Below are 18098 nucleotides of genomic sequence, written 5' to 3'. Positions count from 1 at the left end.
GGTCATGAATCAGGAAATTAGACAGGTCACGGCGCACGCATTGAGAGCGCTTTACCAAGATGGACATCCCAATACGGCGGCCCTGGCCAGTGCACGGAGTACCACATCGTTTACGAGTCCCCGGGCGCAGGCGGTTTGGCCGGTGATGTTGGCCAGTTTGACGCCGCAGATGTTAAGTCATCAGGGTCAACCAACAGCGGCAGAGACGGCGGTGTACGCTGCCGTTCGATTATTTGCCATTCACCAGCAAGGACAAAGCGTCTGTGCTTACGCGCCCGCGATACATCAGCAAGATGATGCGACAAAGGGAACCGAATTATTTAAGGCACTTGCTGAATTCCGAAATGCGGATAACCAGCAAGCCCTTGATCGACGGGTCCGCTCGGTACTGTCAACGGGCAACGTTGCAAGTATCCTCAACGAATTATCGCATCTGGTGAAGATTCTAAAAGCCAGCAAACGGGCACCGCAGGTCGATTACGCCCAGTTGGCTCAGGACGTGTACGGCCTGCAGCAAAACTATCAGTGGGCGAATCAGATTCGGTTACGCTGGGGTGAGCAGTATTTTTGGCAAGAAAGTAGCAACACACAAACAGAAGGGAAGACTCACGCATGACTCAAACTAATTTATATATCGATCTGAACGTCTTACAAACACTTCCGCCGTCGAACGTTAACCGGGATGACACCGGTGCGCCTAAGACGGCATTGTATGGTGGCGTGACCCGGTCACGAGTTTCCTCTCAAAGTTGGAAGCGAGCAGTGCGCCAAGCGTTTGCCCAGGATGCGGTTAACATCGGCACTCGAACCAAGCAAGCGGCCCAGCTCTTAGCGGATAAGCTCACGACATTGGATTCCTCGCTTGACCAAGACGCGGTGATCGCTAAGGTGGACGCTGCCTTTAAGGCCGCAAGCATTAAGCTAAAAGACCGGGAGACGGGCGCTTTACTGTTCGTGAGTCCGGGTCAAATTGATAAATTGGCACAGTACCTTCTCGACCACGACGACTTCGATAAAAAGGAAATCAAGAAGGTGTTAAAAGGGGACCAGTCCCTGGACTTGGCCCTGTTTGGTCGAATGGTAGCCGATAATCCCGAGTTGAACGTCGACGGGGCCGCTCAAGTGGCTCACGCGATTTCAACGCACGAAATCGTGCCAGAATACGATTACTACACGGCGCTAGACGATCTGCAAGGCGATGATACCACGGGGGCCGCGATGCTGGGGACCATTGACTTTAGTTCGGCGACCCTTTATCGCTATGCGAACGTCAACATGACTGAATTAAGGAATAATCTGGGAGAGACCGATGCCGTTCAGGGAGCGGTGACCTTTATCAAGGACTTCTTGCTCTCGATGCCTACCGGGAAGCAAAACACGTTCGCAAACAAGACGTTACCAAGCTACGTGATGGTGACATTGCGGTCGGATACGCCGGTTAACCTGGTCTCGGCTTTTGAACAACCCGTCTCCTCACGTCAAGGATACTTACCGGAATCGATTCAACGGTTAGAGGCGGAGTACCAGTCAACCCTGGCGTTCGTTGATCAACCGTTACTGTCGGTCGTTTTGAGTCGAGAAGCCTCCAAGGTCGAGAATCAGGTTGATAATTTGACGGCGCTATTGCAGCAGGTCACGGATGGGTTAGCGAAGGCGGTCCAGCATGAAAACATTAACGATTAGACTAACGGCGCCGTTACAGGCATACGGTAACGAGGCCACGTTTGATTGGCGGACGACCGACCCGGCCCCGACCAAAAGTGCCATCATCGGGATGGTGGCGGCAGCTCTGGGCTATCAGCGAACGGATCCACGAATCGTTGCCCTTAACGGCCTCAATTTCGCGGTACGGCTCGACCAGCCGGGTCGCACGTTGACGGATTACCAAACGGTCGAATGGAAGCCCGGAACACGGAAGATCACCCACCGAGAGTATCTTCAGGATGCGGTATTCGTCGTTGCGTTAGGTAGCGACGATGAGCAACTGATAACGGCGATTCAGAGGGCCTTGCGCCATCCGCAGTTTCAACTGTATCTCGGCCGGCGGTCCAATGCGCCGGCGGGGGTTTTACAAATGGAGACGTATGCGGCGCAATCGCCGGTGGAGGTCTTAGAACAGTTGTCGTGGCGCGCAGCGGATTGGTATCAACGGCGATACTGGCGCCATGCCGAGAGTGTCCGCGTTGAGATTATTGCGGATGCCGACTTATTGCCCCACCAGCATAGTGGGCTGGCGCGCGACCGGGTGGTGTCCTTTGATCAGCGAGATCGGCGTTACGGGTATCGCGCCGTCGCAACGGAAACCATCACACTACGGCCGACGGCTTCTCAGCAAGCTGATACCGAACATGATCCCTTCAGCGTTTTGTAGAGAGGAAGGATGACAGAATGTATTTATCAAGAGTCGAGGTGGATACGGCGAATCGAGCCAAGACCCGCGATCTGACCCATTTGGGAACCTTTCACAACTGGGTCGAACAAAGCTTTCCGGCGGAGATTGCCGCGGGAAAGCGACAGCGCCATTTATGGCGGTTGGATCAATTAGCCGGCAAACGCTATCTATTAGTCTTGAGTCAGGATTTACCGGATCCCGCGGGCTTGCTCCGCTATGGGGTTGCCGGAACGGTGCAATCCAAAGCGTATGATCCACTGCTGGCTCGTGTTCAAGCGGGCCAACTTATGCGCTTTCGGTTAACGGCGAATCCGTCGTACCGGATGAAACGACCGGGCGAGCGTCAAGGTCGCGTGGTCCCCCATATTACGGTGGAACAGCAGCGGAAATGGGTAGAGGATCGCGCCGAAAAGGCGGGGTTTCAGTTGGTTGACCAGCAGGATGTTGACGGTAATGCGGCGTTTTCCGAGCCGGCGTTTGACATCGTCAGTCGTGACTGGCCCATGCTCCACCGCAAGCAAGGCCGCGGCGCACGGTTGAGTCGGGTGACGTTTGAGGGAGTGCTTCGCGTAACCGACGCGGTGACCTTTCGTCAAACCTTAACGACAGGTCTGGGTCGGGAAAAAGCCTTTGGCATGGGCCTGCTGACGGTCATTCCGGTGAACTGACCATGGCCAGAAAAATGGGCGCTAAGAAGCCGGAGCTGTCGGAGCTGGGACGCGTTCGCGACCGGGTGACCTTTCTGTACCTGGAGCATGCTAAACTGAATCGTCAGGACAGTGCGATTCGCGTGACGGATCAGCGAGGGACCGTTTTTGTGCCGACGGCCATTATTAGTGTACTTATGTTGGGGCCAGGTGTGGATGTGACCCACCGGGCCATGGAATTGATTGGTGATTCGGGCCTGGGCGTCGTCTGGGTAGGCGAATGGGGCGTGCGAGAGTATGCACACGGGCGCGCGTTAAATCGCTCATCCGCGTTGCTGGTGGCCCAAGCCAAACTTGTGTCCAACCAGCGGTCACGGCTGGCCGTGGCCCGCAAGATGTATCAGCTGCGCTTTCCGGATCAAGACGTTTCCGACCTGACCATGCAAGAATTGCGGGGAAAGGAAGGTGCCCGGGTACGGCGGGTGTATCTGGCGCAATCGCAACAAACGCACGTTGCCTGGACCCGACGGGAGTATAATCCGGATGATTTTGAGGCGAGTTCGCCGATCAACAAGGCGTTGACGGCGGCGCATCAGGCACTGTATGGGCTCAGCTATAGCGTGATTGTTGCTCTGGGGGCGTCACCCGGATTGGGATTTGTCCATACGGGACATGATTTGTCCTTTGTGTATGACTTCGCGGATCTTTATAAGGCACAGGTGTCGATTCCAATCGCGTTTGCGGTAACGGCCAAGTATGGTGAGGATTCGGATATTGCGGCGAAAACCCGGTTAGCGATGCGCGATGCCTTTGTTGATGGTAAATTGTTGTCCCGAATGGTGACGGATCTGAAAGCGTTGCTCGGTGTTGAAGCCGACGCAACGGGGGCAGACCTGATCAGTCTCTGGGATGACCGACTGGGGCTGCAGAAATTCGGCGTCCAGTACCATGAAATGGAAGAGGATGAGACCGAATGATTGTCATCACGTTGACCAAGGTCCCGGCGGCACTAAGGGGTGATCTGACCAAGTGGTATCAGGAAATTCAAACGGGGGTTTACGTGGGAAACGTGAGTGCCCGGATCCGGGACCAGTTATGGGAACGCATTTTAAAAACCATTGGTCAGGGCGAGGCAACCATGGTGTATAACGCCCAGAATGAACTCGGGTACCAATTTAAGACGACGCGGCAGGATCGCCAGGTCGTTGATTTTGATGGGATTCCACTGATGATGCATTTAACGGTGGCCCCGGGAATTCCCCGACATGGGTTTAGCAAAGCGGCAAAATTCCACCGAGCACGGGTGATGACCCGGCAGACCAATCAACCACGCCTCCATAAAGAAACAGCAGTGGTCGCGGTTGACGTTGAGACGACGGGATTAAATCCCTTCCAGGACGTGATAATATCGATTGGGGCGGTGAAATCGGGGGCCAATGGGGATGGCGACACTCTTTACCGGTTGATTCAGATTGAGCGCCCAGTTCCACCAGCGATTACGAAGCTGACGGGCTTAACAACGGAGATGCTGATGGAGCAGGGAGTGCCGTTAAGTAAAGCTCTGGCAGACCTGCGCCAGTTTGTGGGGTCGGCACTGATTGTCGGGTACAATTACCAGTTTGACGCGTCCTTTTTGGCTAATGGGTTTAGACGCTTGGAGCAAGCTGATTTAACCAATACCACACGGGACCTTTTACCGATTGTGAAAACGGCTAATCAGTTCTTAGATAATTACCGTTTGCCAACGGTGTTGGCGGCTTACGATATTTCAAATGAAACTCCGCATCAGGCTTTGGCGGATGCGCGCGCCACGCTGACCCTCGCACACAAGTTAATGAAAACAGGCGATTTGTCGATTTGAGAATGCCGGTATGACAGGGATCCTTTAGTGTATTCCCCACACGTGTGGGGGTGATCCCGCCGGCGAAAGTTACGTCGTGAGAGCCAAGGAGTATTCCCCACACGTGTGGGGGTGATCCTACGCCCCGGCACACGATGAAAGTCAATCTGCGTATTCCCCACACGTGTGGGGGTGATCCTCCGTTGGCTTTTCTGCTACCCAGGGGGATGCAGTATTCCCCACACGTGTGGGGGTGATCCCAAGTTTTCGTGTTGCGGGAAGTTCTTCCCGGTGTATTCCCCACACGTGTGGGGGTGATCCCCATTACTTCACCGCCCTTACACCGACCAGGCGGTATTCCCCACACGTGTGGGGGTGATCCCGTTTTATAATCATTTTTATATTCTCGATCAAGGTATTCCCCACACGTGTGGGGGTGATCCTGTATTTATCTTCGGCCATACTGATAAGGGGCAGTATTCCCCACACGTGTGGGGGTGATCCCAGCATACCGCAGAGCGGCGGGCTTTGGAAGGGGTATTCCCCACACGTGTGGGGGTGATCCTACCACTTTTGGCATCGGATAGATCACGATAACGTATTCCCCACACGTGTGGGGGTGATCCTAGGTGTGGCCGACGAGGTGCTTAGTGTAATCAGTATTCCCCACACGTGTGGGGGTGATCCTGACGGGCCGGTCAGCGTCGATATTAAAAAGTTGTATTCCCCACACGTATGGGGGTGATTCTTCGGCATCCAAAGACCGATTGCCATCATAAGAGTATTCCCCACGCATGTGAGGGTTAATTTCAACCTGCTTCCATCTCACCCCTTAGCCACTCATTAGCCGTCTCTTCAAAGAACTGCCGGAAAGCCACATAGGCGTAGCCCTGCCAGGATTGGCGGTTCTTGCGGTAGGCCGCAGGGATGATGCGAGCAATGGCTGTGTGTAGATTTTCGATTAGGACCGAATTATGTTCTAGCCGCGTGGCCAAGCGACCAGAAAGGCCCAGCTGAGCCTCGGCCATGCGACAGACCGCCGCTTTGGCTTGGTAAATCACGCGCGCCATCTCATAGAGTCGTGCGTGGTCATGATCGGCTAAAGCTGCCATTAGCTGAGCTGTTGTCGTGGGGATTCCGCCCACAGTGGTGAGCGATTGGGTTAGATTGGTAAATTCCAAGTGGGTGAGTAATTTTTCAGACGGCTGGCCGACGGATGGGGCTATCTGAGACGAACTTAATGCCGCTTGGTTAGCGCCAGCTGAGGATGATTGTGCGGAAACGCTAATCGCTGGGCGCGTATTAAGTGTTTTAACTGTGCTTTTAAAAGATTGGTTTAAGGTCAAGTGATTAGTTGGCCAAAATGACCAGGCTGGTCGCGCCAATTTGTCGTGGTAGTCGTAAAGCCAGCCTTCCATTTCGGGTAAAAACAAGCAATCGCTAGCGTTTCGCCGGTGCTTTTTTAGCAAAAGTCCCATCTCTTCTAGTTGATCGTAAGCGCGTTGGACGGTCCGCGGGCTAATGAAATAGTTAGCTGCCATCTCGGGCTGGGCATAGTTGACGAAATAGGCCTGCCGAGATGCGTTAAAAAAACGGCGGCCCTGTCGGCGACTGGAAAGCATCCGGTCGATGAGGGCACTATAAATGACCGCTAGGGTTGGGTTGAGTCGGTGCTTTCGAATGAGGGTTAGGCGTAGGGCCACGTATTGCGTCTTGATCAGCATAAAACATCCTCCGAAAATTTTAGGGTTATACTCTTACTAACGAAATTTCGGGGAATTTTGTCACCTAAAAATTAAAACCACCAGTCTGCAGACCAGTGGTTTTTGATTCTTTAGAGTTAATCGGCCGAGACAGTTAGCCTACGAACAATCTCATCCCGTTGTTCGTAGGCTAATTGTTGTGCCGGTGTTTGCGGTTGATTCTCATCAACGGGCGTTAGTGTAATTGTCGAGACCTGTGAATGGCTATCACATAACGGCGCTAACGCTTTCAGACCACCATCTGCTTGTGGGGCGAGCGTGTAGTGCCGGTCTCGGAGTGCCGCAAAGTAGGTCTCGTATTTTTTCGATTCCAAGTATTAAGGTGCCAGGTGGACCGCTTCTCCTGTGGCGTGTTCGACAAGAGAGGGGTCAATCCAAAATGCATGGGCTTTTAGTTGTTCCTCCATGGTCAGGCTTCCCTTCGGTTTTGTGTGATTAATTCCCTTAGAATTAACTTATCCATCTCCAGTATAGCCAACTAGGCCCCAAGTCATGAGCAAACGGGCTTGGGACCTAACTTAGTTTTGGGGACCATTTTGGTGCATGCGACAAGCGTTAGGGCTGAACCGTCTTAGCCGCGCCGGGGGTTAAAGGAGAGCAGCCGCCTTTCTGCCAGAGGGGGGCGAATTAGCCGTGGTATAATGGTCCCATTGACTTAAACGAGGTGGCAACATGCGAAAAATTGCGATTCTATCGGACGTTCACGGTAACGTCCACGCCCTACAGGCGGTGATCAACGACGCCCATCAGGCCGGGTGTACGGATTTTTGGTTTCTGGGGGATCTCTTCGTGCCGGGGCCGGGCGCGCACGACCTGCTGGCGTTACTCGACGCGCTGCCCATCACGGCCTACGTGCGGGGCAACTGGGAACACGGTTTGCTAGAGACCCTGGACGGCCAGATCGACCAAACGGATCCCAGCGACGTATACGAATCACTGATCGACGATTATGTGCGGCAACACCTGTCGGCTGACGAGGTCGCCCGGCTACGGCATCTGCCCTTGACCGTGACCCGAACGATTGAGGGCCTCCGGTTCCAGCTGAGCCACAATCTGCCCACCAAGGACTCCGGCCACACGCTCAGCCCGACCGGGGACCAGGCGGCCTTCGATGGCCTGGTCGCGCCCGATGTCGACGTTGCCGTGTACGGCCACGTACACCACCAGCTATTTCGCCAGAGTACCCAAGGACAGTTCATTTTGAACCCCGGAACGGTGGGGATGCCGTTCCCGCATTGGTCGCGATTTGCGCACGACTTACGCGCCCAGTACGCTATCGTGACGACCCACGGACGCGCCATGCCCGACGTGACCTTTCGCAAGGTGGCGTACGACGGCGAAGCGGAATTGGCGTTGGCCCAGCGGCAACACCTGCCGTATGTCGACCTGTACGCCGAGCAGTTACGCACGGGGGCGGTCCACACCCATGACCTGGATCGGTTAGCCCACGAAACGCAGCGCCTGGGGTACCAAGACCGCCTGCAGGCCATCGTGGCCCGGTATTCGGCCGCTGACCATGATTGAAGCATAAACTTGATGATGGCACCCGTTCTACCCGTTTTACCGGGATGGAGCAGGTGCCTTTTTATTGTTGTGTAGAAGGTTTTTTGAATAGACGTTTTTGGGGGTTGATATTTCAATAAAAACAATTACAATTATAACTAGAAAGCATTTATCCACATTGCCAAAAGTGTGAGAACTAATCGGGATGTGGTATGAGGAGCCGGCGATATTTTGCGGGCAGTCATTTGTGATTAAAATCACTTGTAAGGGGTTTCAGATCACGGAGCTGTGAATCGTTGGCCAGTTTGGAGGGAGTAACATGAAGCAAAAGGCAGCACAGATGACGACCAGTGTCCATTATAAAAGCTATAAGGCCGGGAAACGGTGGCTATACGCCACGCTCGGCGTCACGGCATTGGGAATCGGGTTGATGGGCCCCGCCCAGGCAAACGCTGACACGGCGGCCGATGGTTCGACCGATGCCGCGCAGGGAACGGTCAGCGACCAACCGGTGGATACCACCAGTCAAACGGTGACCTTACCGGTCGCACAGACGGCGCCTGCAGCAGCGGACGCACCAACCCAGGAGACGGGGAACGCGGACGACGAATCACCCGAAACGACGGATGCGAACACGCCTGAAACCAATCCCCAAGAAACCGAAACGGCCGGACAATCGACCCCGCAACCGGAAGCGGAAGCTGACCCGACACCCGCGGCCGAACCCGCAGCGCAGGCGCAAACCACGAGTCCGGCGCCCGCCGTCGACAAGGACCCGGGGGCGACGGATAAGGTGGTGGATACCAACGTTGATCTGACGGCCCAAATCAAGGCCACGAATGATCAGGGGACGACGATTTCACAATCGACCGACACTAACAATGCCGGCGTCATCGTGAACGCCAACGCAACCGATATCACGGCCGTTTATACCATGAAAAATTTAACGGATAACGACCAAACGATTTACTCCACGTTGCTGTTGCTGCCGAAGTATTACGAAGCGGCCAGCGCCACCAGTCAGGTCGTGGTGGCCGACAGTTTCAATATCAATGAGCTGGTCAGCAGTTTGCCGGCGGGCTTGCAGATGTCCTTTGCGGTCGAAAATGGTAACTACAAGAGTTACGCCGACCTTTTGAAGGCCTACCCGGACTTCCAGTTGGCCGATCTGAAGCAGATCCGCCTGGATGGGACCCTCGGTGCGAACCAGAGCGTCACCATCAACGTGCCCCTAACCGCCCTGAAGAAGGACCTTTACACGATCAGTGGGGTCGAAAAGGTGGGGGCCATGAACATCATGAATAACACCAACGGCGGCGACCTGGCCTTCCGCTTCGCCGAGCAGCTGCCCGACGTGGCCGGACAGTACCGCGCGGTAACGGCCGTTAAGCTGAACGAGCTCTACGAATCCGTCCCCAACGATATTCAAGCCCTGATTCCCGAGGTCAAACCCGGCGACGTCAGCTATAACAACCTCTATAATCCGGGCAGTCCCTCGGCCGACCATTTCTACACCGGGGGCTACGTCTCCGTCGACCTGGCCGCCACGGGAATCGCTGATCTGGTGAAGGATCACGGCTACTCGGTCCTGTTGAACGCGGACGGTACGCCGCAAAGCACGTACCTGTATCAGAACAAGGCGGACCAACAGGGCGGCAGCGATTCGGGCCCGGCCATCGTGGGCGGTGACGGCAGTGCGGCCACGGGCACCTATGCGCCGCACGTCTACATCACCTTACGGAAGGTCCTGACGGCAAAGGACAGCACCCTGAAGGTCGGCGACCAATGGACGGACCTGGACAACTTTGTCGCGGGGCTGGACGATGCCGACGCGCCGCTTACGGCGGACCAGGTCGGTGTCCAGGTGCAGGACCCGGACGGCATCATGCAGGCGGGCAAGGCCGTCCGGTCGGGGGACCTGACGGTGACGTACAGTTACCAGGTCGCTGCCGACTACTATGGCAAAGGCGAACCGTACATTGTGACGGTCACGGCCAAGGTTCACGTGGACCCGGCGGCCGACGGTGGCAATCAGGGCGGTGGGTCGACCACGACACCGACCGACCCGGGGGACAATGGCGGCTCGACCACGACCCCCACTGACCCAGGCGACAATGGTGGGTCGACCGTAACGCCCACTGACCCAGACAATAACGGTGGGGCAACGACGACGCCCACCAATCCGGGCAATAACGGCGGCACGACCACGCCAAGCCACCCCACGACCGGTGGGAGCGCGGCGGATGCCAATCGGCCAACGGCTCAGCAGCCCGGCAACGCACCGCAACCGGCCAAGACGGTCAACCAGGTGACGGCCAGTCAAACGCAACGGGGTGGCGCCGCCGCTACCGCCACGACCATCACGGCACGGGCCGCGGGTCGGGTGACGCAGCTGGCCGCTTCCGCGGGGGCAAACTCCGCGCCGACCTCCGCACAGGCAACGCAGCAGTCGGCGGGAATGACCGCCACGACGTTGCCGCAGACCGGTGAGCGCGCGGCCAGCGTGAATCCGTTGGCGGCGGGGGTTCTGCTCCTGCTGACCACGCTAGGTCTAGCGGGCCGGCGGAAACACCGCAACAGTTAATTGAAGAAGGCAGATGAAAAGCCTGAGCGACCAGTGAGATTGGTTGCACAGGCTTTTTTGTGAATAGTGCGTTGGACGAAAAATTCATGTTCGCAATTGTTTTTTTGGATAATTAAACTATGATGGTAGCTGAGGAGGGGAGCGCCATGTTTAAGATGGTTCCATCCAACCAAGAAAAATGTGTATCTGTGGGGACTCGTGATTTTCTATGGATTGATTCTCATGGTGACGCCGGCAATCATTTCCGTGAGTGCCGGTGTGGAACGGGGGTACCTGATTGGTTTGCTGATATTGCTGGGGTACGCCCTGTTTAAGGCGATTTGTGGCATTGTTTTCAACCGGTTTTACACCGATGGCGGCATTTTATCGGTGGCCTTCGTTGAGATTTGCTTCTTCTGGCTGTTTTTATCCCTGGTCTTGGCCTAGACACACCAATGGCCTCACAATCTGCGCGGTTGTGGGGCCATTGATGTGTCGTCTAAAAGAACAGGTAATACAGCCCGCTCAACCCGATAAACCCGTAGATCCAACGCTTCAGCGTATCCGGATTCAGGCGATTCAGGAGGTGCGCGGCGATGATGGTCCCGAGGCTGGCGGCCACCATCCCTAGCAGAATCTGGGGGATCAGGTGGACCGTCAGGATGCCGGTGGCGACCCGCACACTGGTGATGTACAGCGTGTCGATCAGGAAGAATCCCTGAATATTCGCGATGTAGTCGGGCATCGACGTGGAGAGCGACAAGAAGTACAGGGCCATCAGCGGGCCCCCGATGCCGAACAGACCGTTAAAGAAGCCCGAAATGACCATAAAGCAGACCGCCACGTACCAGGGGTAGCGCCGGTCGCCCGCGCCCTTGGCCAGGGTGAAGTAGGCGCACAACGCCACCAGTAACCCGCCTAACAGCATGCGCAGCAGGTGGCTATCGAGCACGTGCCCCAAATGGACCGACCAAGTCGCCACCGTGGCGTAGATCAGGAAGGGGCCGATGATCCGTTTCAGCTGTAAATGGTGCCGGTAACGCAGCGTCAATCCCAGCACACTGGTGAACATAATGACACCGCCGACCCCCGCGGCCTGGGCCATCGGCAGGACCGACGGGAAGAAGATCATCATGATGATGACCGCGCCGAACCCCGTTAGCCCTTGGACCAGCCCCGCTAGTAGGGCGGGAAAAACAATCAATAACCAGGTCACACGACCCGCCTCCTCATGAAAGATACTAAGACTAGTGTGCCGGATAATGGGGGAACCTGTCAATGCCCACCACTGATTCGCCTACGCGGCTGGTTCGGTCAGTTGACCAGCCGAGTCTGTCGGCTGGGGCCGGAAAACAGTGGCTTTTGCCTCAAATAGGGTAAACGGTTTAACTGGTATTAGCCGGGGCGATGGCGCTCTTTAACGGTTGAATTGACCGAAAAACGGGCTTTCTTGCAGATTAATTGTTGGTTTACTCGCTTGCACATTTAACCACAATCGTCACAATTAAAGATGGAACCGCTTTCAGCAATTTGATATAATAAGACCCATAAACTGATGACAGCCGAAGTAAATAAAGGGGGAGTTTATCATGCGAACAGTCGAACCATGGCAGCGGTGGCTCTTAGCGGGCGCCGTTGGAACCGTTTTGACGGTGGGAGGCCTGACCACCACCGTTCCGGCCCAAGCCGCGGATGAGGCACCGACCAGCCAGACGGTGAGTGCCGACCACGCGGACGAGGACCCGGTCACCTTTGAAGACCCGGCGCTCGCCACGGCAGTCGGCAAGGCCGTCGGGGCCACGGGGGCCGTGACCTACGGCGATATCCGCCACTACCAGGGTAAGCAGCCAGACGTGGACGCGGTCCAGGGCAACATCACGTCCTTGACGGGGCTCGAAAGCCTTCAAGAACTCCCCGCCGGCATTGGCATCGCGATTCAGATTCACCTGACCAAGGGCGTCTCCCTGGCGGTGTTCCAGAATCTGGCGGTGTCGGGAAGCCTGACGATCGTGCAGGATGGGATGCACGACGGCGACCTGGCCGCCCTGAACACGATTCGGGTGCTGGAAGATCCCTCCGCGTACGGCTACCGACAGATCTGTCTGGCCGGTGAGAATCAGTACCGGAACTACGGGGGCCTGACCAATGACGATATCCCGCAGCTGGCGCCGTTATTGACCCAGTTTGCCAACCTAGAGCACAAGAACGTCAACGGGGCGATGCGCTTCACGTTCGCCAATCAGCAGCTGACCGACTTCTCGGTCTTTCAGTCGTATGGCAAGATCGACCTGCTCGCCTTTGGCCAGTACCAGGTCTTTTGGACGCCCGTGACCTACATCGATCCGGAAACCTATGACCCGACCACGGCGTACCGCTTCCCCACGCAGGTCAAGGGGCTGGAAGGCGAACCGATTCAGACCAGCACCCACGTCTTTTACAACGACACGGGCACCTACGTGAAGGACGGGACCGACGCGCTGGTTCAGGGCCTGAATAAGACCCTTAACTGGGTGATCCTGGACCATCAGTACAATAACAGCAACTATCCCGACCTTGACCCCATCGTCTACGCGGATGGCAGTACCCTGGTGGCCGATGGGATGCAGTACTACGCGCTGAAGTGGGAGGCGGAACCGGAAGAGTCGTCCAGCTCGTCGACGACCACCGGGGGTGGCAGTGGGTCCGCCACCACGCCGATCGACCCCGGCACGCCCAGCACCACCGAGTCCTCGACGGCCACGTCCAACGCGGATTCAACGGTGACGGCGGGGTCCGCCGCCGACCAGATCACCGGGACCCCGGCCACGACCGGGAGCGTGGTCTACGCCGTCAAACCAATCTACCTATACCGCAACGCGACGTTTAAGAATCGTGAACGGCTGGCCAAATACGTGCAGCAGCCGCGGATCAACCGACCGATGTTCGTGGTCAAGGGCTATGCCCGCTCGGCCAACGGCACGTTGCGGTACCGCGTGACCGACGTGAACCACCGGAGCCAAACGGCGGGGAAGACCGGGTACATCACGGCGAACCAGCGCTACACGTTGCCGGTCTACTACCAGGCCAAGCACGCCAAGATCACGGTCATCAATCCGGGTGGGGTGAACGCCTACCGGAAGGCGGACCTGAAGGGCGCGGCGGTGCACTACCGGCAGGGAACGGTCTTGAAGGTCGTGGGCCTGCAGCAGCACCGCCTGACCACCCGGTTCAAGTTGAGTAACGGCCGTTACGTCACGGCGAACCGAAAGCTGGTCTTAGCGGGCACGCAGGCCACGCCAAGGGCTCTGCGGACCAAGACAACGCTCAACCGGTACCGAACGGCGAACCTGACGAGTCGAAACGGCCGGTTCGCGGCGGGCAAGCACCTGTCGATCCTGGGGTGGACGTACTCCCATCCAAATGATTTTGGCACGCGGGGGACCCTGCGCTACCGGGTCGCCGGCGGGTACGTGACCGCCAATCGAAAATTTATTCAAGTTATTCAATAACCCATCTAAGCGTCTCCCAGTCCATCAGCCGGCCGGGAGGCGCTTTTTTAGGTGCCGTGAGTCGTGAAACCGCTATCTAAGAAATTCATAGGAAATGTTTAACGCCTTATTAGGACGGGGGCGGCCGGCCAATGCTATAACGGGAACATGCTCAAAAACAGCACAGAAAGCGAGGTGAGCGCGTGGCTGAAAAAACCAAGCATCGCTATCTTCACGAGGTGGACCTGATGCGGGTCATCTTCATCGGCGGCGTGCTCCTGAATCACACCACGACGGCCTTTGAATCCCGGCTGGTCAACACCACCAAAAGCCATCTCTTCCTAGAGGCGACCCACCTGGCGCTCCACTTTACCCGGATGGGCTTCATGTTCATGACCGGCCTAGTGCTGGTCCTGAACTACTATCATCGCGACCCGCACTGGGGGCAGTTCTGGTGGAAACGCTATACCAGTTCCGGCATCCCGTACGTGGCCTGGAACGCCATCATCATGCTGGTAGCGACCCTGATTGCGGGGGGCGGCATCGACTGGCCGGCCTACTGGGCCCATCTGGGCAACGCCCTGCAGTACGGTAACGAGTACTACATGTACTATATCCTGGTGACCTTCCAGCTTTACCTGTTGTTCCCGCTGTTGGTCCTGCTCTTCAAGAAGTTGCCCCAGCACCACCTGCATGTCCTGGGGGTCAGCGCGGTCCTGCAACTGTTACTTCTAATAGCCATCAAGTACTGGCTGCCCCAGGTGGACACCCAGCACTGGCTCTGGTGGTTCCGCAGCTACGGCAACAACGTTTTGGTCTATCAGGTCTACTTCATTGCCGGCGGCTTCACGGCGATCCACTATGACGCCGTCGTGGCTTGGCTGGAACGGCAACACCGGTTCATCGCGACGATGGCGGGGCTGCTGGCCCTGGGAACGGTGGGACTGTACTTCGGAAATCAAAACGTCTTACACCTCAGTCGGGCGGCGACGTTTTCGGTCCACCAGCCGTTGATCTTCGTCTACGACGTCTTCATGATCAGCCTGGTCTTCTGGATCGGCTTGCAGTACGCCCGGGTCCGCCAACGCGGCCTGCCCGGCTGGATCGACCGGCTGGTCCAAGCCTTCTCGAAGGTGTCGTTTGGAATCTACCTGGTCCAAAGCCTGCCGTTATTCGCCCTGTACGGGATCCTGGGACTGCTGCACGTCCCGGCCTGGGGCCTGTTACTACTATTACCGGTGGGGTACCTGTTCGTTTTAGGCGGGGCCCTGACCATTTCCTGGTTCTGTTACCGGGTGCCACCGTTCGGCGTGTTGATTGGCCGTCCGCAATGGCACCCCCTGAAAGGAGTTCTTGCACATGTCTCAAATCACGCAACGTCTCACCCAGCACCTGCAACAAGCGTCAAGTCAGAAGATCATTAAGGATGAAAGTCAAGGACGGTGGTTCAACGGCACGGAGCTGGCCGGCGACGTGGCCCAGCTGGTCGACCTGTTCCGGCAGCAGACCATTGGCCACGGGGACGTGGTGTTCGTTTGCCTCCCGAATTCGGCCGTTTATCCGGTCCTGACCCAAGCCATCTGGGAGGTCGGGGCCGTGATGCACCCGGTCGCCGCGACCACGCCGGCCGGAGAACTCCAGGCGGCGTTAAACGAACAGACTTACGCGGCGACCATCGTCAGTGATCACCTGTTGCCCGCCGCGCAGGCGGGGCGGCCGACTCGGCTGGTCGAGCTGCTGCTCAACACGGTGGATCACCTGGCCGTGGTCCGCAATCAAGCCGTCACGGGCCATCCGGTCGCCGCCCCCGGTGAAGACGACCTGGGGTTGATCCTGAACACCTCGGGGACCACCGGCAAGCCGAAACGGGTGGGGCTGACCCACCGGCTTTTATGGAACGGGGCCCAACACGACATCGCGAGTCACCGGTTGACGGCCGCCGACACGACGCTGATCACCATGCCGATGTTTCACATCAACGCCCAGGTGGTCTCGGTCCTCTCGACCCGGCTATCCGGGGGCAAGCTCGTCATCACCCCGAAGTTCAGCGCTCATAACTTCTGGCCCCAGGTACAGGCCAACGGGGTGACCTGGGCGTCGGTGGTGCCGACCATCATTAACATTCTGTTGATCAATCCGGCGGCCCGCGCCAGCTACACGGGCCAGCAACCGCTGCGCTTCGTGCGCTGCTCGTCGTTCTCCCTGCCCCGCCAGAAGCTGACCCAGTTCGAGCACGACTACCAGACCCGGGTTCTGGAAGGCTACGGCATGACCGAGACCGCCAGTCAGTGCACGCTGAACCCGTTTGACGCGCCGAAGATCGGGTCCGCGGGTCGTCCCGTGGGCACCGAAATGGCGGTACTACGCAACGGCCATTTCGAAAAGGCCGCTAACCAGATCGGCGAGATCGCCGTGAAGGGGGACCACGTCATCACCCGCTACCTGGACCCGCACCCGGATGCCTTTCAAGACGGGTGGTTCCTGACTGGGGATCTGGGGTACTTCGATGCGGACGGCTACCTCTTCATCACCGGACGCAAGAAGGATATCATTAGCGTCGGGGGCGAGAAGGTGGCGCCGGTTCACGTGGAGAACGTGCTGAGCCAGTTGGCCTTCGTCAAGGAGGTCACCGTCATCGGGACCCCCGACGACCTCTACGGCGAGCGGGTCACGGCCGTGATCATTGGTCGTCCCGGTGACCAGGAACGGCAACGCCAGGCCATCTTCACCCAGGCCCAGCAACAGCTGGCGACCTACGAGCAACCCAAGCAGGTCCTGTTCGTCCGGGACTACCCGCGGAACGCCACGGGGAAGGTCCTGCGGCCACAGCTGCGGCGCCAATTAGTCGCTGAGCTGGGAGCGGGCGCGTGAGGCCGGCGAAGCGGCGCCTGTTGAAATGGGTCATCACCCTGATGTTGGTTCTGTGGGCGGGGGTGGCCGGTTACGGCTACACCCAGACACGCACGGACACCTCGACTTCAAGTCAGCTGACCACGGTCACGATTGGGTACCAAAAGGGCGACCCGGTCGACATCGCGAAACAACGCGGTGAACTGGTCCAGAAGATGAAGAAAAAGGGGTACCAGGTCGTGTATAAGCAGTTCCAGGATGGGAGTGCCCTGATGCAGGCCCTGAAAGCGGGGAGTATCGACTACGCTCGGTTAGGAGACTCGCCACCCGTGAGCGCCATCGCGGCGGGGACCAAGTTGACCTTCGTGGCCGCCGGGTCGTCGAAGGCCCAGGGATCTGCCATCGTGATCAAACAATCGAGCAGTATCAGTTCCATCAAGGATTTAAAGGGTAAGAAGGTCGCCTACACCAAGGGGACCGCGTCCGAGTACATGCTGCTAAGCGCCCTGAAGAAGGCCGGCATGGCGAAGTCGGACATTACCTGGGTCAACATGCAGCAGTCGGCGGCCAGCGTGGCCTTTGCCAAGGGCAAGGTCGACGCGTGGGTCACCTGGGATCCGTACACGGCGCAAGCCCAACTGACGGAAAACGGGAAGATCCTGGTCACCGGTGAGGGCTTGAGTAAGAACCGGGATTACCTGGTCACCACGCCAAGTTATCAAAAGAAGAACAGTCAGGTATCGACACTGCTGACTAAGTATCTGGGTGAGGACATGCAGTGGGCCGACACCCATCATCAGCAACTGATCACCATGCTGAGCAAGTCTCTGAAGCTGTCCAAGTCCGTGGTCAAAAAGATGGTCGAGCGCCGCAGCTACACCATGTCAGCGGTGACGACTAGTGAGATCAAGGAAGAACAGAAGATTGCTGACCTGTTCTACCAGGAAGGGTTGATTAAGCACCACGTGACGATTAAGAAGAGTAATGATTAATCAAAAAAGTGTGTTCCTCGTCAGTTTAAAGTGAACCCCCTGAGTTGGAGTAAATCCAAACTCAGGGGGTTTTACTATGTT

Annotated in this window: 15 protein-coding genes and 1 CRISPR repeat array; of the genes, 13 read left to right on the top strand and 2 right to left on the bottom strand. The window is 57.2% G+C overall.

Features of this window, described 5'->3' with window-relative positions; genetic code table 11:
- Positions 1-4: 4 nt before the first annotated feature.
- Genes casB through cas2e form a run of 6 tightly spaced genes read left to right on the top strand, consistent with a single transcriptional unit; the run spans position 5 to position 4900 of the window.
- A complete protein-coding gene (gene casB, locus FD37_RS02400) occupies positions 5-616 on the top strand; it encodes a type I-E CRISPR-associated protein Cse2/CasB (protein ID WP_056963196.1) in 612 nt (203 codons plus the stop codon).
- Positions 613-1683 carry a type I-E CRISPR-associated protein Cas7/Cse4/CasC gene (gene cas7e / locus FD37_RS02395; protein WP_056963194.1) on the top strand — a complete coding sequence of 357 codons (1071 nt, stop codon included), beginning with the start codon at positions 613-615 and terminating at the stop codon, positions 1681-1683. The genes casB and cas7e overlap by 4 nt, the downstream gene beginning before the upstream one ends.
- Positions 1664-2371 (top strand): type I-E CRISPR-associated protein Cas5/CasD, encoded by a 708-nt coding sequence (gene cas5e, locus FD37_RS02390; protein ID WP_056963192.1) that lies wholly within the window; start codon positions 1664-1666, stop codon positions 2369-2371. Before cas7e ends, cas5e begins: the two co-directional genes overlap by 20 nt.
- A 17-nt stretch (positions 2372-2388) precedes the next feature.
- On the top strand, positions 2389-3060 hold the full coding sequence (cas6e, locus tag FD37_RS02385) for a type I-E CRISPR-associated protein Cas6/Cse3/CasE (protein ID WP_056963190.1): 672 nt from the start codon (positions 2389-2391) through the stop codon (positions 3058-3060).
- Between the two features lie 2 nt (positions 3061-3062).
- Entirely contained in the window at positions 3063-4016 is a 954-nt protein-coding gene (gene cas1e / locus FD37_RS02380; RefSeq protein WP_056963189.1) for a type I-E CRISPR-associated endonuclease Cas1e, read from the top strand.
- Complete coding sequence (gene cas2e / locus FD37_RS02375) at positions 4013-4900, top strand: type I-E CRISPR-associated endoribonuclease Cas2e (RefSeq protein ID WP_056963187.1); 888 nt, start codon at positions 4013-4015, stop codon at positions 4898-4900. The genes cas1e and cas2e overlap by 4 nt, the downstream gene beginning before the upstream one ends.
- 29 nt (positions 4901-4929) lie before the next feature.
- Positions 4930-5627: a CRISPR direct-repeat array (repeat unit 28 nt; unit sequence GTATTCCCCACACGTGTGGGGGTGATCC).
- A gap of 61 nt (positions 5628-5688) precedes the next feature.
- Here cas2e and FD37_RS02370 read toward each other — a convergent pair.
- Entirely contained in the window at positions 5689-6603 is a 915-nt protein-coding gene (locus FD37_RS02370) for a hypothetical protein (RefSeq protein ID WP_056963185.1), read from the bottom strand.
- 711 nt (positions 6604-7314) lie between these two features.
- Between FD37_RS02370 and FD37_RS02365 the strand changes: the two genes are divergently transcribed.
- The 3 genes from FD37_RS02365 to FD37_RS02355 all read left to right on the top strand — a co-directional run bounded on the left by FD37_RS02365 (position 7315) and on the right by FD37_RS02355 (position 11155).
- Complete coding sequence (locus FD37_RS02365) at positions 7315-8166, top strand: metallophosphoesterase family protein (RefSeq protein WP_056963183.1); 852 nt, start codon at positions 7315-7317, stop codon at positions 8164-8166.
- Positions 8167-8464: 298 nt separating this feature from the next.
- Positions 8465-10729, top strand: coding sequence for a KxYKxGKxW signal peptide domain-containing protein (locus tag FD37_RS02360; RefSeq protein WP_056963181.1), 2265 nt, complete (start codon positions 8465-8467; stop codon positions 10727-10729).
- 222 nt (positions 10730-10951) lie between these two features.
- Positions 10952-11155, top strand: a complete 204-nt coding sequence (locus FD37_RS02355; protein WP_056963179.1) for a hypothetical protein — start codon at positions 10952-10954, stop codon at positions 11153-11155.
- A gap of 52 nt (positions 11156-11207) precedes the next feature.
- Here the strand turns inward: FD37_RS02355 and FD37_RS02350 are convergent, their stop codons facing one another.
- The gene (locus FD37_RS02350; RefSeq protein ID WP_056963177.1) at positions 11208-11924 is read right to left on the bottom strand and encodes a sulfite exporter TauE/SafE family protein; all 717 of its coding nucleotides are present in this window, start codon (positions 11922-11924) and stop codon (positions 11208-11210) included.
- Between the two features lie 373 nt (positions 11925-12297).
- Between FD37_RS02350 and FD37_RS02345 the strand changes: the two genes are divergently transcribed.
- The 4 genes from FD37_RS02345 (at position 12298) to FD37_RS02330 (ending at position 18017) form a co-directional block, all read left to right on the top strand.
- On the top strand, positions 12298-14196 hold the full coding sequence (locus FD37_RS02345; RefSeq protein WP_056963175.1) for a DUF5776 domain-containing protein: 1899 nt from the start codon (positions 12298-12300) through the stop codon (positions 14194-14196).
- 182 nt (positions 14197-14378) lie between these two features.
- On the top strand, positions 14379-15599 hold the full coding sequence (locus FD37_RS02340) for an acyltransferase family protein (RefSeq protein WP_056963173.1): 1221 nt from the start codon (positions 14379-14381) through the stop codon (positions 15597-15599).
- Positions 15535-17046 (top strand): AMP-binding protein, encoded by a 1512-nt coding sequence (locus FD37_RS02335; RefSeq protein ID WP_056963171.1) that lies wholly within the window; start codon positions 15535-15537, stop codon positions 17044-17046. The genes FD37_RS02340 and FD37_RS02335 overlap by 65 nt, the downstream gene beginning before the upstream one ends.
- Positions 17047-17087: 41 nt before the next feature.
- A complete protein-coding gene (locus FD37_RS02330) occupies positions 17088-18017 on the top strand; it encodes an aliphatic sulfonate ABC transporter substrate-binding protein (protein ID WP_045806852.1) in 930 nt (309 codons plus the stop codon).
- The last annotated feature ends 81 nt before the right edge of the window (positions 18018-18098 follow it).

The sequence above is a fragment of the Levilactobacillus spicheri DSM 15429 genome (assembly GCF_001435095.1).
Classification (GTDB): Bacteria; Bacillota; Bacilli; order Lactobacillales; family Lactobacillaceae; genus Levilactobacillus; species Levilactobacillus spicheri.
Note: the sequence above shows the minus strand (reverse complement) of the source record. Positions and strands in the feature narration are given on the sequence as shown.